We start from the raw sequence: 19,691 nt of genomic DNA, 5'->3' as shown, positions 1-19,691 counted from the left end.
CTTGCCTTCTCTCCTGTCCTTGATTCGGCCCGGCAGCGGTTCAGCCCGGCTGCAATTGCGCATCCAGCGCCAGCAACTTTTCCGGAGTGCCTATGTCTTGCCAGTCGCCGTCGTGGCGCTCACCGCTGACCCGGTTGGCCCGCATGGCATTCACCAAAAGCGGAGCCAACGGCTGATACTGCGCCGGGTAACCGTCAAACAGGGTCCGATGCAGCACGCTGATGCCGCTGTAAGTCAGTCTCGGCGCGCCGCTGTCCCGCACCCGGCCGGCATCATTCAGGCAGTAATCACCTTCGGGGTGATGCGCCGTATTGGGCACCATGACCAGATGCGCCAGCGCCTGCTCCGGATTTAGCGGCCTCAGGGTGGCAAAATCAAAATCGGTCCAGACATCGCCGTTAACGATAATAAAACTGTCATCACCCAGCATGGGCAACGCCCGGATAATGCCACCGGCGGTCTCCAGCCGGTCCGGCTCCGGCGAATACCGGATGTGGACGCCAAGTTCGCTGCCATCGCTCAGCGCTGCTTCAATCTGCTCGCCCAGATGATGATGATTGATCACGATATCAGTCACACCCGCTTGCCGCAGGCGTCGTATCTGCCATTCGATCAGACTTCGCCCACCGGCGCGCAACAGAGGCTTGGGCAGTGTTTCGGTCAGCGGCAACATGCGTTTGCCAAGGCCTGCTGCCAGAATCATCGCCTTCATGACGACAGCTCCGTCAGTCTGGCCTGCATCTTGGGCATCGGACCTGCCCGGAACCAGGTCAGAAACGGCTCCATGGACGGGTGCCGGGCCGCCACATTACTTACATACGCCATCACCACGGGCAGATCGAGCAAATAACGCTGCTTGTTGTCGCGCAATGCCAGGCGGCAAAAAATGCCCAATACCTTGATGTGTCGCTGCAGCCCCATCAGATCAAAATCGCGCATGAAATCTGATCTCGAGTGGGTCGCCGGTACAATTCCCCGCGCCTGCGCCTGCTCATGATAGGCAAGAGCCCAGCGTTCGACATCCGATTGCGGCCAGACGATGTAACAGTCTCTCAGCAACGACACCAGATCGTAAGTCACCGGGCCAATCACCGCGTCCTGAAAATCAATCACGCCCGGCGCCTGGTTTTCGTCCAGCCTGCCGTCATCGCCCGGCAGCAGCATCAGGTTGCGTGAATGATAGTCACGATGCACGCGAGCCTGCGGCTGCGCCAGCGCAGAAGCTTCCAGCAATTGCCAGGTTGTCGCCAGCAAGACGCGTTCATCGGCGCCGAGATGCATACCCAGCATGCGTTCGCAGAACCATTCGTCAAACAGGCTCAGTTCGCGGCGCAGCAGCGCCTGATCATATGGGGGCAGCGCCGACGGCGCCGGATGCGCCTGCAACGACAACAGCGACGCCATGGCGTGATGATACAAAACATTGACGCGGTCACTGTCATTGGCAGTCTGCGCCTGTTGCAGGCAGGGCAGCATGAGCTGGTCGCCGAAATCTTCCAGCACCATAAATCCCTGGTCCAGGTCATGGGCATGGATGTCAGGAGTCCGCAAACCGGCCGCTGCGAACTCATCAGCGGCGCGCACAAAGGCGGGATTGTTCTCCTGAGCCGGCGGCGCATCGACCAACATCAGGCTCGCCGGCAGCGCTGCCGACTGATGCGCCAACCCGGGGCGGAAACGAAAATACCGACGAAAGCTGGCATCTCCTCCCAGGGCCTCTGCCTTCACCACACCCGGATCAACGCCAAACTGTCGCCGTATGGCGCCCTGCGCCCAATCCTGTAACTGCTGCTGTCGTGCTTCTGCGCTATTCATGTGTGCTGCTCATATGTGCTGCCCGCCCGGACTTGTCATGTGTTCTGCCCGGTCGCCGCCCGCGTTTACCGGGTTTGGCTTTATATAAAAACTTCAATGAATTATCATGCGGGCGCTGTTTACGCGTACTGTCACCAACTCGCCTGACCCATATTCTATTGTCACGGATCGCCCGCACCAATGCCACAGCAGACAATTTCATCAGCCTTGTGCATCAGGGCGGTCCCGTCAAAGCTCAAAACGCTTTCCGTCAGAGCTATGCGGAAAATAAAGTCTGCGCTGGCAAACACACTACTGGTTGCCCTGACGTTGCCGCTGACCCAGCCCCTGACCGCCGTCGCCCAAGAAGACACCGGCATTCTGACAGACTGGCAAACGCGCGCAACTCTTAGCGCAGAGCAGCAGGAGCAGATGCCCGCAGCCTGCTGTGGCATGTTCGTGGAGCCAACACTGAACGGCGAATTCGCCGATCAGGATCCCGATCTGTCCCCCACCGAAATCGAAACACCAGACCCGGTGCGCCAACCCGAACCCAGCCAACTCTATGTGGACGGCCGGGTCAGCGTCCAGCAGGGCTACCGCACGCTGAGCGCAGATCAGGGCATGCACCTGGACGAAACCACCAACATACTGACGCTGCAGGGCGATGTCGTGTTTCGCGAACCGGGCTTTCTGGTCACGGGCAAGGGCGCAAAAATTGACCAGAACAATGGCGTCAACGAAGTTGAACGCGCCTCCTACGTCATTCATGACAGCCAGATTCATGGTTCAGCGACTCAGCTCAGCTACAACAGCGACAGTGGCATGTTGACGCTGGAGAACGGCGAATTCAGCCGCTGTGAACCCATGGACCCATTCTGGGTAATGCAAGCCAAAGGGCTGCGTCTGGATAATGCGCGCGGAGTCGGCTACGCCAACGATGTCACGCTGCGCATACGTGATGTGCCGGTATTTTATTACCCCTATACCCTGCAGTTTCCCATCAGCGACCAGCGGGTCTCGGGCATTCTGCCGCCCTCGCTGAGTAACAGCAGTGAAGGCGGCCTTGATCTGGCGGTGCCGTATTATCTGAATCTGGCCCCGCACTACGACGCCACCCTGACACCGCGCATCATCACCAAACGCGGCGCCATGCTCAGCGCCGAACTGCGTTATCTGGCGGCATGGTCCATGAACACCGTTAACCTGGCCTTGCTGCCCCAAGACCGCACCTTTGATCCGGCGCGCGCCGATGAACCGGGCAGCGACACACCACCACGGGAGAAACGCTGGTTCACCGGGGTGCAGCATGAAGGCCTGTTGGGCGAGAACTGGCGGACCTATATCGACTACAATGCGGTCAGCGATGCCGATTATTTCCGCGACCTGGGCAGCAGCGACTTCAATCTGGAAAGTCGCACACACCTGAACAAGGAAGGTGTACTGAGCTGGCAGAATGAGTCACTGCGGGCCGATGCCCGCGTGCAACGCATTGAAATCATAGACAGTTACATTGCCTCTATCGATATCAACAAACCTTTCGACCGCTTGCCCGAGCTCAGCCTGCGAGGCGATTACCGGGCTGCCGACCGTCTGCGCTATGGATTCAACTCCAGTCACGTTCGCTTTGATCGCTCTCTGACTGCCTCCTTGCTGTCGGACGACCAGATAAATCGCGGCGCCCTGGTCACCGGCGAACGCTTTGTCGCCGAGCCTTACATCAGCCTGCCGGTGCGCCGTCCAGGCTGGTTTGTGGTGCCGACAGCGCGCTACCGTTATGCCAGCTGGCAGCTGGATGACCAGGCCAATGGCACCGATGACACGCCTGATCGGGGCATCGGCGTATTCAGTCTGGACAGCGGCCTGGTATTCGAGCGCCCGGTCAGCATCGCCAGCGACAACATGACACAAACGCTGGAACCACGACTGTATTACCTTTATAGCGAGTATGCCGAGCAGCAGGCCATCCCGACATTCGACACCGCGCAACTGAATTTCAACTTCAACCAGCTGTTCCGTGATGACCGCTTCAGCGGCCCCGACCGGGTCGGCGATGCCAACCAGATCAGCGCGGCCCTGACCAGCCGCTTTATCGGCAGCAACGGCATCGAGCGCGCCCGCTTCAGCGCCGGCCAGATTTTCTATTTTGAGGACAGGCAGGTCTCGCTGAACAGTCCGTTGCAGAACTGGTTGTTGCTGCAACCTCTGGACACCGAGCGCTCAGCACTGGTGCTGGAAACCGAGATTCAGCCGCGCGAAGGACTGCGCCTGATGGCCGATCTGCAATGGGACCAGGAAAACAGCAATATCGATGAAGGCAGCCTGGCCGTGCAGTATCAGGCCGCCAATGACGCCCTGTTTAATGCGGCCTTCCGCTACCGCGAGCGCACCGATGTTTTCCTTGATGCCCCCCCGCTGCTGGACGCCCGCATCAAGCAGACCGACCTGTCCGCAGTATGGCCGCTGAACGATAACTGGCGTCTGCTCGGTCGATGGAACTACGATCACAGCAATAGCAGGAACCTTGAAACCTTTGGCGGGGTCGAATACAGTAACTGTTGCGCAACCATGCGCCTCATCGCCCGCGACTGGGTCAACGATTACGAGTTTTTTGAACAGAACACCAGGCAGAACCGGGGCATCTTCTTTCAACTGTCACTGCACGGTCTGGGCGATCTGACCGGCGGTGGCCTGGGCAACCTGCTCAGAAACAGCATCCCCGGCTTTAAGGAGCAAGACGTTAATGAATAAGTTTACCCGGCAATTTTTATCGGGCTGCAAAGCAGTCAGCCTGTGCGCCGCTGCCACGTTGGTGCTGCTTGCGGGAGCGGGTGCCGGCCTTGCTGGTGCGGCCGAGCGCCAGGTACTCGATCGCGTAATTGCGCTGGTTGATGAGGGCGTTATTCTGCAAAGTGAATACGATGAACGCTTGCAGGAGATTTTGCAGCGCGCGCAGGAGATGGATCTGCAACTGCCGCCTCCCGCACAGTTGCGTGAGCAGGTGATGGAAAACCTGATTATTGAAAACCTGCAGCTGCAACTGGCCGAGCGGGTCGGTATCCGTTTTGACGATGACACCCTGAACCGCGTCATGACCGACATGGCCAACCAGAACAACATGACCTTTGAACAGTATGTAAATGCACTGGAGTCGCAGGGTGTTTACCTGACTACACGCGAGCGCATCCGCAAGGAGCTGGCCGTGAATGAAGTTCAGCGCGGCATGGTGAACCGACGTATCAATATCACGGATCAGGAGATCGAGAACTATCTGAACTCGGGAACCGGACGTGAAGCCATGGCGCCGGACTACCTGGTCGACCAGATCCTGATTCCGGTACTGGCAACCGACAGTGCCGAAATCGAGCGTGCCAAAGAAGCCTTTGCCATGGATCTGCTGGCGCGCGTTCGCGACGGTGAGGATTTTGCTGATGTGCGAATGCAGGCACAGCAGAATGCTACTCAGGGTTTTGCCGTCAGTGGTGGCGAGCTGGGATGGCGCAAAGCCGATCGCCTGCCAACACTGTTCGCCAGCATCGTGCCGGACATGAGTACCGGTGAGGTATCCGACCCGATTCGCAGCTCCAATGGTTTCCACCTGATCAAGCTGAGCGACGTGCGCGGCGACTCCAACCGGCTGGTTAACCAGACCGAAGCCCGCCATGTATTGATCGCCCCCAATGAAATTCGCACCGAAGAGCAGGCACGGCGTTTGGCGCAGGAAGTTTATGAGCGCATCAGCGGCGGTGAGGATTTCAATATCGTTGCCCGTCAACTGTCAGACGACACGCAATCGGTCGTTGCCGGCGGCGACCTGGGCTGGGTCAGTGATGGCGGCATGCCGCCCGAGTTTGAGGAAGTCGTGCGTGACCTGGAGATCGGCGAGCTGAGCGAACCTTTCCGAACCAGTTTCGGCTGGCATGTCGCCGAGGTTACCGGTCGGCGGGAACAGGACCTGAGCCGCGAATATCGTCGCCAACAAGCAACCAACGCTCTGCGCAACCGCAAGTTCGATGTCGAGCTGGAAAACTGGATGCTCGAAATTCGTGACGAAGCTTACGTCAAGATTATCAACTGACATTGTTGCAGCAAAGACCCTGACGCAATCGGCACACCCTTATGGCATTGCAATTGGCTGTTACGCCCGGCGAACCCGCCGGAATCGGTCCGGACCTACTGGTGCAACTGGTACAGGACGCCAGCCGGCTGCCGGTAGATTGTGAACTGGTCGCGGTTGCGGACCCTGACCTGCTGGCACAGCGCGCGCTGGCACTTGGCCTGCCATTGGTCACCTCGATCTGGCAGCCGGGCAATTCCTGCAAACGCGCCAACTCACACATCAACGTGCTGCCCGTACCGCTGGCGTCACCCAGTATCGCCGGCAAACTGGACACTGCCAATGCCGCTTACGTGCTGCAGACACTGCGCAGTGCCGCCCAAGCCTGCGTCAACGGCGACGTGCAAGCCATGGTGACAGCACCTGTGCACAAAGGCATCATCAACGATGCCGGCATTGCCTTTTCCGGACACACAGAATTTCTTGCCGAGTTTTGCCACGTTGATCAGACCGTCATGATGCTGGCAACGCCGGGATTGCGGGTGGCACTGGCTACCACTCATCTGCCCTTGCGCGCTGTCGCCGATGCCATCACGGCGCCCTTGTTGCGGCGTGTTATTGGCATTCTGCATCAGGACCTGCGCGACAAATTCGGCATCACCAACCCCCGCATACTGGTCTGTGGCCTGAATCCGCATGCGGGCGAAGGCGGCCACCTGGGACGGGAAGAGATCGACATCATTGAGCCGGTTCTGCACGACATGCGCAGCAAGGGCATGCATTTAATCGGACCGTTGCCTGCAGACACCCTGTTCACGGAAAAATACCTGTCGCAATGCGACGCAGTGCTGGCCATGTATCACGATCAGGGACTACCGGTATTGAAATACAAAGGGTTTGGCCGCGCCAGCAACATCACACTGGGCCTGCCAATCATCCGCACCTCGGTCGACCATGGCACCGCGCTGGACCTGGCTGCAACGGGCAAAGCCGACGGCGGCAGCCTGCTCAGCGCCATCGAAACAGCCTGCCTGATGGCCAGACGACGACAGCAAGCGCCCGACCACTGATTCACCTGATGGCTTCGAGAAAGGCCAAGAGATCCTCTATGTCGCAATACAATGTTGGCAAATCCATTGCCCTGCCAGAACACAGAGCCCGCAAACGCTTCGGGCAGAATTTTCTGCAGGACAGCAATATCATCCGCCGCATTGTTGCCGCCATCGACCCCAAGGCTGGTGAACACATCGTGGAAATCGGGCCGGGTCAGGGTGCCATCACCACCCCGCTGCTGGCCAGTGGCGCGCGGCTGGATGCCATTGAGCTGGATCGCGATCTCTCTGCCTGGCTGCAATCACGATTCGCCGACGTCGGTACGTTCAGCCTGCACCAGGCCGATGTGCTGAAATTTGATCTGAACAGCCTGACCACAGAGCCACGCAGCCTGAGTATTGTTGGCAACCTGCCTTACAATATTTCCACACCGTGTATTTTCCACCTGCTCAAGTACCAGTCACTGATTCACGAGATGACATTCATGTTGCAGCTGGAAGTGGTGCAACGCCTGGCCGCACAGGTGGGCGATGATCAATATGGTCGTCTCGGTATCATGGCCCAGTATTACTGCCAGGTGGATCACCTTTTTGATGTGCCACCCGGCGCGTTTCATCCCCAGCCAAAAGTCACCTCCGCCATTGTGCGTCTGACGCCGCATCGACAGCAAAAACTCGTTGCGACCGACACTACTATGCTTCAGGATGTGGTACGTACTGCTTTTTCCCAACGCCGAAAGACCTTGAGAAATTGCCTGAAAACGCTGATATCAGAGTTCCAGCCGGAGGATTTGCCGGTGGATCTCAGCCTGCGCCCGGAGAACCTGAGCCTGGCCGACTACGTCAATCTGAGCAACACACTGAGCGCCGCATCACAGGAGCAGTAATCGATGGCCACCACCGATATCCGGGGCGAAGCCGACCACGACATCGATATTTCCGTGCAGACACAATACCTGAGCGAGCAATCTGACCCGGAAAATGACCGCTATGCGTTTGCCTACACTATCGGTATTGAGAACCGCGGCCCCGAGGCCGTCAAGCTGTTATCACGCCACTGGGTGATCACCGATGACAATAACCAGGTAGAGGACGTTCGCGGCGAGGGTGTTGTCGGGCTGCAACCGCTGATCCAGCCGGGGCAGAAATTTGTTTACACCAGTGGCGCCGTGCTCACCACAGAATTTGGTACCATGCAGGGCAGTTACAAAATGGCAAAGCCGGACGGTAGCCAGTTTGACGCAGACATACCTGCTTTCCTGCTCTCACGACCTCACTCGGTACACTGATGGCGACGTATGCAATAGGCGACATCCAGGGTTGCTACAAACCCCTGCGCAAACTCCTCAAGGCGGTGGCCTTTCAGCCCGGCGCAGATGAACTCTGGTGCGTCGGTGACCTCATCAACCGCGGCCCCAAATCCCTGGACACATTACGCTACCTGCGTGACATAGGCGATTCTGCCACCGTCGTACTGGGCAATCATGACCTGCATTTCCTGGCGCTTTATTATCAGTGTACACCCGACACCATAAACGGCCGGCACACACTGGACGAATTGCTGGCAGCGCCTGACTGTGGCGAACTGGCCGACTGGCTGCGACACAAGCCGCTGGCGCACTATGACAGCGTGCTGGGCACGCATGGCATCCACAACTACCTGATGGTACATGCCGGCATCCCCCCACTGTGGGATCTGGATACGGCACTGGCACTGGCCGGCGAGGTTGAAACCGCACTCAGGGGACCGGACTTCCGCAAGTTCCTGAACAAGATGTACGGCGACAAACCCGCTCGCTGGAAGGACTCGCTGACCGGCCGCAAACGCCTGCGCATGATCACCAATTATCTCACCCGTATGCGTTTTTGTGATGCCCGCGGCAAACTCGACCTGCAGATCAAGGAAGGGGTCAATGAAGCACCCGAAGGTTTCCGGCCCTGGTTCGAGTTCGAAAAAATTACCAACAGTAAAACCAGCATCCTGTTTGGCCACTGGGCAGCCCTGCAAGGCGTCACTCAGCGCGACCGCGTGTATGCGCTGGACACCGGCTGTGTCTGGGGGCGGGAACTGACCATGATGCGCCTGGAAGACCACAAACTGTTCAGCGTCTGATAAACTCTGACGCATGACAACCCATCGGGCAGACACTGATTCTTTCAATGCCGGCTCTGCAGCGCAGGGCGCCTTCGCCACCTATCTGGTAGGCGGCGCCGTGCGCGACGCATTGCTGGGTATTGAGGGTTCGGATCGGGACTGGGTCGTGGTGGGCGCCACCCCTGAGGCCATGCTCGGTAACGGGTTTACGCCTGTGGGTAAGGACTTTCCGGTATTCCTCCACCCCAGAACCAAGGAAGAGTACGCGCTGGCCAGGACCGAACGGAAGTCGGGCACCGGGTACAAAGGATTCACCGTATACGCCACGCCCGACGTGACGCTGGAAGAAGACCTGCAACGCCGTGACCTGACCATCAACGCCATTGCACAGGACACCGACGGCAACCTGATAGACCCCTGGGGCGGCGTCAGGGACTTGCAAAACCGGGTGTTGCGCCATGTTTCTGCCGCCTTCGCCGAAGATCCCCTGCGCGTGCTGCGCGTGGCCCGCTTCGCCGCGCGCTTTGCCGACCAGGGTTTCACCATCGCCGACGAGACCCGGGCCTTGATGCATACCATGAGCAGCAGCGGCGAACTGAAAGATCTGGTCGCGGAGCGCGTGTGGCGCGAATTTGACAAGGCCTTGCAGGAAAACCAGGCACAGGTATTTATTACCGTGCTGCATGAATGCGGCGCACTGGCCACACTGTTGCCCGAGGTTGACCGCCTGTTCGGCGTGCCACAACCAGAGCAATGGCACCCGGAAATCGATACCGGCATTCATACCCTGATGAGCCTGCAACAGGCATGTCGGCTGAGCAATGACCTGGCAGTGCGATTCGCAGCGCTGATGCACGATGTCGGCAAAGGACTGACCTCAGCAGAAGATTGGCCGCAGCACATTGCCCACGAACACAAAGGGGTGCAACTCATCGCCGACGTCTGCCAACGCCTGCGGGTCCCCACAGACTGCGCCGACCTGGCCCGGCTGAGCAGTCAGTATCACACCCACTGCCACCAGATGCAGGTACTCAAACCCGCCACCGTGCTGAAAACGCTGGAAGGCCTGGATGCCTTCCGCCGTCCGCAGCGATTGCAAAAGTTCCTGCAGGTGTGCGAAGCCGATGCCCGGGGCCGCACCGGCCTGGAAGCTCAGGCGTATCCGCAGGCAAATCTGCTCTGGCAGTGTTTTGTTGCCGCTGACGAAATCGACGTACCCACGCTGCTGGCACACAAACCGGTGCCACCTGGCCCTGAGGCCGGCGAAAAAATCCGCAACATGCTGCACCAGGCACGCCTTGGCCGTATCAAAGACACCCTGACCAGACTCAGAGCTGCCCCATGACAGAACATACGGATCCGACCGACGGGCAGGCTGTTGTCTTCATCACCGGTGCCGCCAGGCGCATTGGGGCCGAGATCGCCCGCACCTTCCATCAGGCCGGCTATCGCGTTGTCATTCACTGCCACCGCTCCCGAACAGATGCGGATGCGCTGGCGCTGCAACTCAATGAGATCCGCGCCGGCAGCACCTCCGTCGTCTCAGCAGACCTCACTGATGAGCACGCCTTGTCAGGATTGGGCGACGCCGTGCTGTCCTGTCACCAGCGTCTTGATGTTCTGGTCAACAACGCCAGCAGCTTCTACCCGACGCCGTTGCCGTCACTGACCCAGGTCCAGTGGCTGGACCTGATGAACAGCAATGCCCGCGCCGGGCTTTTCCTGGCACAACAATTGGCGCCCGCGCTCTCAACCACAGCGGGCAGTATCATCAACCTCACCGATATCAACGTTAGTCGCGGCATGGCCGAGTTTTCCGCCTACACCATGGCCAAAGCGGCGCTGGGCGCGATGACCAGGTCGCTCGCGCGTGAACTGGCACCCCGGGTCCGTGTCAACGCTGTGTCACCTGGCGCCATCCTGTGGCCGGAACACACTCAGGCCTCTGCCGCGCAGGACGCAGAACAGGCCGGCATAATTTCCGGCATTCCGTTAGGCCGCCTGGGCACACCCGCAGATATCGCCCGCACGGTGCTGTTTCTGGCGCGAGATGCCACGTACATCACAGGGCAGAACATTCGCGTTGATGGTGGCCGGGCTCTGGGCTGACTCTCCCCCGTAGTCTTCCTCCAGCCCTTGCCAGCGTCCCCGTCACGAAAATGATGAATGCATTCAAAATAACGACGAATAGCCTTTGCCCTGCCCTGCCTAGTTGGTTAAGATTCGGAGGTCCTTCAATAACACCTATAAAATAACAGAGACTCAGATTATGCTGCCAAAACGCCGAGAGGGAGAGATCCAGCCAGGTATCAAGTGGGGCCCCTTCGTATTCCGCATACCGTTTGTTCACATGCGCTTTGCATTGCCCGAGTTTCTGCAGGGTATCTGCGTCGCCGGCGCCACCGGCCTGGCCCTGGTGCCAGTTATGACCGCCTCCTTTGGCCTCAGCTTCGAAGAAGCCGTCACCATGGCCATGTTCCACACCATGCTGATTTCCGCCGGTTGGATGATATTCGGTGACCCGATGGCACCGGGCTGGCTGACTCCGGCACTACCGTTCATCTTTGCCTTTGTGCTGGGCGGCGGCAATACGCCGGAGGAGCAGTTCCAGCTGATGACAGCGCTATCGCTTAATTTTGCGGCGCTGCTCATTTTTCTGGGTGTCACCGGGCTGGGGGCCAAACTGGTTGCCTGGGTGCCCAATGTGCTCAAGGGTGGCATCATTCTGGGCGCCGCGGTGGCTGCATTCCTGCGTATTTTTGACCAGAACGATGCTGCCAGCGCTCTTAACTCGACGCCGATTGCAGCCATCTCGGCGCTGGCTCTGTGTATGTTCCTGACCTTCTCCAAACCTTTCCAGCGTCAGGCTGCCAAGATGCCAATACTGGCCAGGATTGCCGGGCTCGGCTTGCTGCCGGCATTTCTGGTTGCCGGTGTGGTTGGCCTGATCACGGGCGAAATGCAGTTCAACATCCAGTCCGGCCTGCTTGACGTGCCCACGCACGCCGCCAGCATGTGGGAGAAGGCATCACCCATGTCGATTGGCTGGCCTGATGCCACCATGTTCCTGAATGCTGTGCCACTGGCCTTTATCACCTACATCCTGTTTTTTGGTGATGTGGTGACCGGCGACGAAATGATCAAGAATGCGGCGTCAATGCGACCCGACGAAAAGCTTGATTTGAACAGCAGCCGCGCACACATGGCTACCGGTATCCGTAATGCGGCAATGGCGGTGATAGCGCCCTTCTTCGGGACCCAGGGTGTATTGTGGACCGGGATCCAGGTCATCGTGCTCAAGCGCTGGGTCACTGGCAAGGACAAAATGGATTCCATCTTCGATGGTATTTCTGCCTACTATGTCTATGGCTTCCCGGTATTGTTCATCGTGCTGCCCATCGTGACCATGCTGCAACCACTGTTGCCCATTGCTTTGGCAGTGACACTGCTGTTGACCGGTTTTGCCTGTGCCACCCTGGCACTGACCACAGTGACCGACAGCACTGAACGCGGTGCCATGGTACTGACAGCCATCGCCTTCTCCCTGTTTGACCCATGGACTGGTTTGCTGGCAGGTCTGGCGACCATCCTGGTAGTGGTGGGGCCACAGGTGTTTACAGCCAAAAAGAAAGCGGAGGACGCCGCCGACGCCAGTGCCGCCGAGGAAGCCGCAGCGGCCAAGGATAGTTGACAGTGGTAACACCGGGCTAACGCCTGACGGATCGTCCGACGTCAGCCCGGTGTAAGCGAAGGCTAAATCGAACAGGCGCTGGAGATCCGGCGCCCCTGCCAGTCAAAATCAATTGGCCACAACGACTGCCGGGACTTGTCATACTGCCGCCACAGGGTCGCATAAGACTGTCCTGAATGGGGATCGCGCCAATCACCACACACCTGTGACATCGGCCACAGCACGTAGGCATTCTCGGTAATTTCCGGCCGCGGCAAAACGATTCCATCGCAATCGCCCACACAGTCACCGTAAGTCAGAATATCGATATCCAGGGTACGCGGACTGAAACGTGCGCCACCCCTGGCCCTGCCATGCTCATCTTCCAGCGCTTTAATGTAAGCACTCACCTCGCCCAGGGCGCTTTCTGTATCAACTGCGACGACCATATTAAGAAAATTACTGCCGTCAAAACCCACCGCCTTGCTTTCAAATACAGAGGACGTTGTCATGGCTCCGAAACGTGCCTGCAGCGCGTCCAGCGCAGTGCGGATATGATGATCCGCCTGCCGGTTGCTGCCCAGGCTCAATGTTAATAATGGCATTACACTATCCAGATGTTGTAGCGGGTTTTCCTGCAACGTCAAATCAGTGGCAGTCGGTCTGGTCGCTCGCCACGCTCGATGATCACGCCGACATCACGCGCGCCGGTGACCGCGCCCGGTTTGCCCAGGCGCAGGCGTAGCCAGCTGACGGGAAACTCGGACAGCACAATGGCTGCGATCTGTTCGGCCATGGTCTCGATCAACAGAAACTCGGCTTCTTCAATAAACCCAATCAGGCGCTTGGACACGGCCTTATAGTCGAGCGTTTTGGCAATGTCTTCCGCTGCGGCGGCCGGCCGGATATCGGTGGCCATGTCCAGGTCGATACTGACAGTTTGCCGGATTTCCCGCTCCCAGTCGTAGATACCTATTACGGTTTGGATTTCCAGCTCTTTGATGTAAACAATATCCATAATCAGACCCCGGATAAACTCTTTAATGACGGCAAGGTGTCCATTGGCCAACGTGGACGCGCATTGATAGCAAGCCCTTCGCGCTGACCGGCCAACAGACGCTGACAACCGGCATACGCAATCATGGCTCCATTATCGGTACAGAAGCGCGGCTGAGCGTAAAACAACTGACTGCGCTGCGCCTGCACCATGGCCTCAAGCCCTGCGCGCAGGCGGGTGTTGGCACTGACACCACCGGCGATGATCAGGCGTCTCAGGCCTGAGTCTTGCAACGCACGTCGGCATTTGATCACCAGCGTTTGCACCACTGCCTCTTCAAACGCCAATGCCACGTCCGCCTTGTCCTGTTCACTGATACCCTCTGGCGCGCCCTCCAGATCAGCCAGCGTGTTGCGCACAAATGTTTTTAAACCACTGAAGCTGAAGTCCAGCCCCGGCCGGTTAGTCATGGGTCGCGGAAATACAAAGCGCCCCGGTGTCCCCTGTGTCGCCAGCGCTGCCACACGGGGCCCGCCCGGGTAATTCAGCCCCAGCATCTTGGCCACTTTATCGAATGCCTCACCGGCGGCATCATCCAGCGACTCGCCAAGCAAGGTATATTCACCAATGCCTTTGACAGCGACCAGTTGTGTGTGGCCGCCGGATACCAGCAGGGCAACAAAGGGGAATTCGGGCGGATTTGCCTCCAGCATCGGCGCCAGCAAGTGCCCTTCCATGTGGTGCACGCCGACCGCAGGCACATTCCAGGCCATGGCCAGTGAACGCCCGAGCGCAGCCCCGACCAGCAGCGCACCAATAAGACCCGGTCCGGCCGTGTAGGCGATGCCATCAATGGATGTTGCGGCTATGTTTTTGTCGGCCAGCAACTGCCGGATCATCGGCAGGGTCTTGCGGATATGGTCACGCGACGCCAGCTCAGGGATCACGCCACCATACACAGCGTGCATATCCACCTGACTGTATAGCGCATCACCCAACAAGCCCCGCTCGCTGTCGTAGATCGCTATCCCGGTCTCATCACAGGATGTTTCCAAGCCCAAAACCATCATATGCTTGCATTGCCTCTGGTATTTTTGGTGTTTCATGCCCGCCAGCCGCAAAACCGACCCAGGAAGCGCAATTGGCTCACCTGACGCGAAAAAGACGTGAATAATACGGCAGCCCCCAGTGTTTAGCCAGTATTTGACCGCTTCAGGCAATTTAGCTTTTGCATTTTTTCACAGACCGCATTAACATGTGCGCCCTTTTAAATTGAATGCAAAGGTGACTCTGCACTATGCCAATGGTAAAACTGAAAGAGAACGAGCCGTTTGATGTGGCTCTGCGCCGTTTCAAGCGATCCTGCGAAAAAGCCGGCGTTCTCGCCGAAGTCCGTCGCAAGGAATTTTACGAGAAGCCTACTGCTGCCCGTAAGCGCAAAGCAGCGGCTGCCGTAAAGCGCCACCTGAAAAAGCTGTCACGCGACAACAAGAAGACCAAGCGCTTCTACTGATTGCTGACGATTGCCGATCTGATACTGGACTCTGCCGAACCCGTTTCCGCTGACCCTGGATACCCCTATGGCCGATAGCGCACTGAAGCTTCAGTTAACTGAGGCGATGAAAGATGCCATGAGAGCGAAAGACAAGGCTCGCCTGGGCACCGTGCGCCTGGCATTGTCGGAAGTGAAGCGCATCGAGGTCGATGAACGCATCGAGCCCGACGACGCCCGTGTGCTGAACATCCTGGAAAAGATGATCAAGCAGCGACGGGAGTCGATTCGCCAGTATGAAAGTGCCAGTCGCAAAGATCTGGCCGACATCGAACAGGCTGAAATTGACGTGCTGCAGACCTTCATGCCGCAGCCGTTGTCTGACGCCGAGATTGACACCATCGTCACTCAGGCGCTGACCGACACTGGCGCCAGCAGCGTGCAGGACATGGGTAAGGTAATGGCCGCCGTTAAACCGCAAATGGCCGGTCGCGCTGACATGGGCGCGGTAGGCCAGCTGATCAAGAAAAAGCTCGGCCAGGCCTGACTCCCAATCGGTGAATACGGCGGCAGCCCTCCTGCTGCCGCACCGCGTTTCTTTGCTACAGCGATTTGCTAAACTAAGTCGACCACCTTTTATCACCGGGTTTACCGTCCATGGCTGGTCTGATTCCGCAGAATTTTATCGACGACCTGCTCAGCCGGGTCGACATCGTTGATGTCATTGATAAACGCGTCAAACTGCGCAAAACCGGCAAAAACTACTCCGCCTGCTGTCCCTTCCATCAGGAAAAAACGCCGTCATTCAGCGTAGAACCGGAAAAACAGTTCTACTACTGCTTTGGCTGTGGCGCTGCCGGTAACGCACTGGGCTTTGTGATGAATTTTGATCACAAAGAGTTCCCGGAAGCGGTGGAGACGCTGGCCGCCGATTGCGGCCTCACGGTGCCGCGCGAAGAACGCTCGCCGGCAGGTCAGCAGCGCAGCAGCGAGAACAACGAACTGCTGACTTCACTGGAACAGGCCAACCTGTACTACCAGAAACAATTGCGCCAGCACCCGTCTCGCGTCAAGGCGGTGGCCTACCTGAAATCACGCGGGCTGACCGGCGAAGTCGCCAAACGCTTTGCCATTGGGCTGGCGCCACCCGGCTGGGACAATCTGCTCAGCCACCTGGACGAATACAAGATCAAGCGCCCACTGCAGGAAAAGGCGGGCCTGATCATTGCGCGCGATGCCGAACGACGACAGGAAGGCCAGGATACCCATTACGACCGCTTCCGTGACCGCATCATGTTCCCCATCCGGGATAGCCGGGGCCGGGTGATTGCATTTGGCGGCCGGGTGCTTGGCGATGACAAACCCAAATACCTGAACTCGCCGGAAACGCCCGTTTATCACAAGGGACGCGAGCTCTACGGCCTGTACGAGGCCCGCAAGGCAGCCAAAAAGCCTGAACGCTTTGTCATTGTGGAGGGCTACATGGATGTGGTGGCGCTGGCGCAACATGGCATCAGCTTTGCCGTGGCAACGCTGGGCACTGCCACCAACACCAGTCACCTGGAGAAACTGTTCCGCCTGGTACCCGAGGTTATCTTCTGCTTTGACGGCGATAACGCCGGACGCACCGCCGCATGGCGAGCACTGCAGGCTTCATTGCCAGTGATGGAGGATGGTCGCCAGATCCGCTTTCTGTTTCTGCCCGAAGGCGAAGACCCCGACACACTGGTGCGCAAAGAAGGCGCAGACGGCTTTCTGGGCCGGATGAACAAGGCCAATTCGCTGTCCAGCTATTTTTTTGAGCATATGCAGGAAGACATTGATGCGACCTCGATGGACGGCAAAGCGCGCCTGTTCAGCCAATGTATACCGCTGATCAAACTTCTGCCGCGCGGCCTTTTTCAGCAGCTCATGCTGGATCAACTGGCACAGATTACCGGCAGTCAGCGCGATACCATCGACAGACTGCTGCAACAGACGCCGGCCGCGGCGCCAGCAGCACCGGAGTCCGGCCAGCAGCCGGACACACCGCCCGACTGGGATGAGCCACCTGCCGCACCGGCGACCACAACCGCCAGACAGGGACGCCAGCGGCCGCCCCAGGCCGCTGCCGAACCGACTGCGCGGGGCAAACGGGTCAATAAACCGGCCGGGCTGATTGCCATTGAATTGCTGCTGCACCAGCCTGTACTGGCAGCCACCATTGAAGGTGACCTGAGCGCGTTACGCGATTTACAGGACCCGGACGTGGATTTATTGCTTGAGCTACTTGAATTTGCACAATCTGACCCCGATATTACTACTTACGCATTATTGGGCCATTGTTACGGAACGCCGCCGGGCAAGCGCCTGACACAGTTGTTAAAAAACGAAAGAATCACCCCGGCAGCGGGCCAGGCCGAGGAATTCCGCTTCGTCCTTCGCCAATTGCGGCAAGAGGCCGATAAGTACCAGCAGCGTCGCCAGCTGCTGGAACAGCTTAAACCACGTTTGCGGTCGGTAAAAAACGAGGCCCCCGGTGACTGACTGTCACTGGAAACCATCCAGCACAAGGGCTATAATGCCCGGCTGATTTTTATTTTCGAAGCGGTTATTTCTAAACCGAATGGGAAGCTATGTCTGATTCGCGCCTGAGTTCACCCCAGTCCGGCCTTAAAGCCCTTATTGCCAAAGGCAAAGAGCAAGGTTACCTGACCTACGCCGAAGTCAACGATCACCTGCCCGAATCCATTTCGGACCCGGATCAGGTCGAAGACATCATCCAGATGATCAATGATATGGGCATCAAGGTGTTTGAAACCGCACCTGATGCCGATACCTTGTTGCTGAACGATGGCGACGAAAGCGGCACCGACGAGCTGGCCGCGGCCGAAGCTGCGGCTGCGCTGGCCGCCGTCGAAAACGAAGCCGGCCGGACTACCGACCCGGTGCGCATGTACATGCGCGAAATGGGCACCGTGGAACTGCTGACGCGCGAGGGCGAGATTGTTATCGCCAAACGCATTGAAGAAGGTCTGCGCGAGCTGATGAAGTCCATGGCCAGCTTCCCCGGTACCGTGGCCTATGTGCTGAACGAATATGATCAGGTCACTGCGGAAGAGCGACGCCTGACCGATGTTATCACCGGCTACCTGGAGGTCGACGACCCCGAACTGCCCGCCGCCGGCAGTCAGGATGCAGCTGACACCAGCTCGGATACCAGCAACAACGATGATGACGACGATTCCGTTATCGATGGTGCTGACGATGAAGAGACTACCTCCGGTCCCGATCCGGAAGAGGCACGCCTGCGTTTCAGTGACCTGCGCACCCAGTATGAGCTTACCGAGAAACTGATCAGCAAGCATGGCCGCACTCACAAGAAATCGCTGGCCGAGCTGGACACACTGGGCGACATGTTCAAAACCTTCAAGGTCACGCCCAAACTGTTTGAAGTGCTGGTAAACCAGGCCCGCGCCGCCCTGTTCCGTGTTCGTCGCCATGAGCGCGCCATCATGGCCGTTTGTGTGCGCACCGCAGGCATGCCGCGCAAGACTTTCGTTACCACCTTCCCGGGCAGCGAAGTTGATGAGAAGTGGATAAACCAGTTTGCCAAAGGCAAGGAACCCTGGGTTGCCCGCCTCAAAGACGTTACTGACGACGTACGTCGCAGCCAGCGCAAGCTGCAGGCCATGCAGGAAGAGAGTGGCCTGACCGTAGCCGAGATCAAAGAGATCAACCGCGGTATGTCCATCGGCGAAGCCAAGTCACGACGCGCCAAGAAAGAGATGGTCGAAGCCAACCTGCGCCTGGTGATTTCGATAGCCAAAAAGTACACCAACCGCGGCCTGCAGTTCCTCGACCTGATTCAGGAAGGCAACATCGGCCTGATGAAAGCCGTCGACAAGTTCGAGTACCGCCGTGGTTACAAGTTCTCGACCTATGCCACCTGGTGGATCCGACAGGCCATTACCCGCTCGATTGCTGACCAGGCACGTACCATCCGTATCCCGGTGCACATGATCGAGACCATCAACAAGCTGAACCGAATCAGCCGTCAGATGGTGCACGAAAAAGGACGTGAGCCCACCCCGGAAGAGCTGGGCGAGCGCATGGAGATGACCGAGGATAAAGTGCGGCGAGTACTGAAGATCGCCAAAGAGCCAATCTCCATGGAAACGCCGATCGGCGACGATGAAGATTCGCACCTGGGTGATTTTATCGAAGACTCAACAGTGGAATCTCCGGTGGATTCGTCCATTGAAGAAGGCCTGCGCGAAGCCACCCGGGAAGTGCTGAACAGCCTGACCGCACGCGAAGCCAAGGTACTGCGCATGCGTTTTGGTATCGACATGAATACCGACCACACACTGGAAGAAGTAGGCAAGCAGTTTGACGTGACGCGAGAGCGCATCCGTCAGATAGAGGCCAAAGCCTTGCGTAAACTGCGTCACCCGACCCGCTCGGATCATTTGCGCAGCTTCCTGGACGAGTAATCAACTGTATCCAGCGCCCTTAAAAAGAGCGCATAAAAAAGGGGGACGGAGCATTTGCT

The 19,691-nt window shown here is 58.2% G+C and carries 18 protein-coding genes; 13 read left to right on the top strand and 5 right to left on the bottom strand.

The features are described from left to right. Positions 1-40 precede the first annotated feature (40 nt). Together murU and ENH71_RS13240 are read right to left on the bottom strand one after the other, a co-directional pair. Positions 41-712, bottom strand: coding sequence for an N-acetylmuramate alpha-1-phosphate uridylyltransferase MurU (murU, locus tag ENH71_RS13245; RefSeq protein WP_294135507.1), 672 nt, complete (start codon positions 710-712; stop codon positions 41-43). Next, a complete protein-coding gene (locus tag ENH71_RS13240; protein WP_294135505.1) occupies positions 709-1,815 on the bottom strand; it encodes an aminoglycoside phosphotransferase family protein in 1,107 nt (368 codons plus the stop codon). Before ENH71_RS13240 ends, murU begins: the two co-directional genes overlap by 4 nt. Positions 1,816-2,073: 258 nt before the next feature. On the opposite strand from ENH71_RS13240, the gene lptD reads away from it, so the two are divergent. From lptD to ENH71_RS13195, 9 genes are all read left to right on the top strand, one after another. After that, the gene (gene lptD / locus ENH71_RS13235; protein ID WP_294135503.1) at positions 2,074-4,545 is read left to right on the top strand and encodes an LPS-assembly protein LptD; all 2,472 of its coding nucleotides are present in this window, start codon (positions 2,074-2,076) and stop codon (positions 4,543-4,545) included. Further along, on the top strand, positions 4,538-5,872 hold the full coding sequence (locus tag ENH71_RS13230; protein WP_294135501.1) for a peptidylprolyl isomerase: 1,335 nt from the start codon (positions 4,538-4,540) through the stop codon (positions 5,870-5,872). The genes lptD and ENH71_RS13230 overlap by 8 nt, the downstream gene beginning before the upstream one ends. Before the next feature lie 41 nt (positions 5,873-5,913). After that, a complete protein-coding gene (pdxA, locus tag ENH71_RS13225) occupies positions 5,914-6,921 on the top strand; it encodes a 4-hydroxythreonine-4-phosphate dehydrogenase PdxA (RefSeq protein ID WP_294135499.1) in 1,008 nt (335 codons plus the stop codon). A gap of 38 nt (positions 6,922-6,959) precedes the next feature. After that, entirely contained in the window at positions 6,960-7,790 is an 831-nt protein-coding gene (gene rsmA / locus ENH71_RS13220) for a 16S rRNA (adenine(1518)-N(6)/adenine(1519)-N(6))-dimethyltransferase RsmA (RefSeq protein ID WP_294135497.1), read from the top strand. Positions 7,791-7,793: 3 nt separating this feature from the next. Further along, positions 7,794-8,192 carry a Co2+/Mg2+ efflux facilitator ApaG/CorD gene (apaG, locus tag ENH71_RS13215; RefSeq protein WP_294135495.1) on the top strand — a complete coding sequence of 133 codons (399 nt, stop codon included), beginning with the start codon at positions 7,794-7,796 and terminating at the stop codon, positions 8,190-8,192. Then, complete coding sequence (locus ENH71_RS13210) at positions 8,192-9,016, top strand: symmetrical bis(5'-nucleosyl)-tetraphosphatase (RefSeq protein WP_294135492.1); 825 nt, start codon at positions 8,192-8,194, stop codon at positions 9,014-9,016. The genes apaG and ENH71_RS13210 overlap by 1 nt, the downstream gene beginning before the upstream one ends. Positions 9,017-9,029: 13 nt before the next feature. After that, complete coding sequence (locus tag ENH71_RS13205; protein ID WP_294135490.1) at positions 9,030-10,343, top strand: multifunctional CCA addition/repair protein; 1,314 nt, start codon at positions 9,030-9,032, stop codon at positions 10,341-10,343. Further along, positions 10,340-11,107 carry a pteridine reductase gene (locus tag ENH71_RS13200; protein WP_294135489.1) on the top strand — a complete coding sequence of 256 codons (768 nt, stop codon included), beginning with the start codon at positions 10,340-10,342 and terminating at the stop codon, positions 11,105-11,107. Before ENH71_RS13205 ends, ENH71_RS13200 begins: the two co-directional genes overlap by 4 nt. Positions 11,108-11,267: 160 nt before the next feature. Further along, on the top strand, positions 11,268-12,689 hold the full coding sequence (locus ENH71_RS13195) for a xanthine permease (protein WP_294135487.1): 1,422 nt from the start codon (positions 11,268-11,270) through the stop codon (positions 12,687-12,689). Between the two features lie 62 nt (positions 12,690-12,751). Here the strand turns inward: ENH71_RS13195 and folK are convergent, their stop codons facing one another. Genes folK through tsaD form a run of 3 tightly spaced genes read right to left on the bottom strand, consistent with a single transcriptional unit; the run spans position 12,752 to position 14,735 of the window. Then, a complete protein-coding gene (gene folK, locus ENH71_RS13190; RefSeq protein ID WP_294135485.1) occupies positions 12,752-13,273 on the bottom strand; it encodes a 2-amino-4-hydroxy-6-hydroxymethyldihydropteridine diphosphokinase in 522 nt (173 codons plus the stop codon). A 38-nt stretch (positions 13,274-13,311) separates the two neighbouring features. Next, positions 13,312-13,686: a dihydroneopterin aldolase gene (folB, locus tag ENH71_RS13185; protein ID WP_294135483.1), complete on the bottom strand. Its 375-nt coding sequence runs from the start codon at positions 13,684-13,686 to the stop codon at positions 13,312-13,314. A 2-nt stretch (positions 13,687-13,688) separates the two neighbouring features. Continuing rightward, positions 13,689-14,735, bottom strand: a complete 1,047-nt coding sequence (gene tsaD, locus ENH71_RS13180) for a tRNA (adenosine(37)-N6)-threonylcarbamoyltransferase complex transferase subunit TsaD (protein ID WP_294135480.1) — start codon at positions 14,733-14,735, stop codon at positions 13,689-13,691. A gap of 227 nt (positions 14,736-14,962) precedes the next feature. On the opposite strand from tsaD, the gene rpsU reads away from it, so the two are divergent. From rpsU to rpoD, 4 genes are all read left to right on the top strand, one after another. Next, the gene (gene rpsU, locus ENH71_RS13175; protein ID WP_070117807.1) at positions 14,963-15,178 is read left to right on the top strand and encodes a 30S ribosomal protein S21; all 216 of its coding nucleotides are present in this window, start codon (positions 14,963-14,965) and stop codon (positions 15,176-15,178) included. Positions 15,179-15,245: 67 nt separating this feature from the next. Then, positions 15,246-15,704, top strand: a complete 459-nt coding sequence (locus tag ENH71_RS13170) for a GatB/YqeY domain-containing protein (RefSeq protein ID WP_294135477.1) — start codon at positions 15,246-15,248, stop codon at positions 15,702-15,704. A 110-nt stretch (positions 15,705-15,814) separates the two neighbouring features. After that, positions 15,815-17,683 (top strand): DNA primase, encoded by a 1,869-nt coding sequence (gene dnaG, locus ENH71_RS13165; protein WP_294135475.1) that lies wholly within the window; start codon positions 15,815-15,817, stop codon positions 17,681-17,683. Between the two features lie 89 nt (positions 17,684-17,772). Continuing rightward, a complete protein-coding gene (gene rpoD / locus ENH71_RS13160) occupies positions 17,773-19,632 on the top strand; it encodes an RNA polymerase sigma factor RpoD (RefSeq protein ID WP_294135473.1) in 1,860 nt (619 codons plus the stop codon). The last annotated feature ends 59 nt before the right edge of the window (positions 19,633-19,691 follow it).

It is taken from the genome of Pseudohongiella sp., assembly GCF_011050365.1.
Taxonomy (GTDB): domain Bacteria; phylum Pseudomonadota; class Gammaproteobacteria; order Pseudomonadales; family Pseudohongiellaceae; genus Pseudohongiella.
Note: the sequence above shows the minus strand (reverse complement) of the source record. Positions and strands in the feature narration are given on the sequence as shown.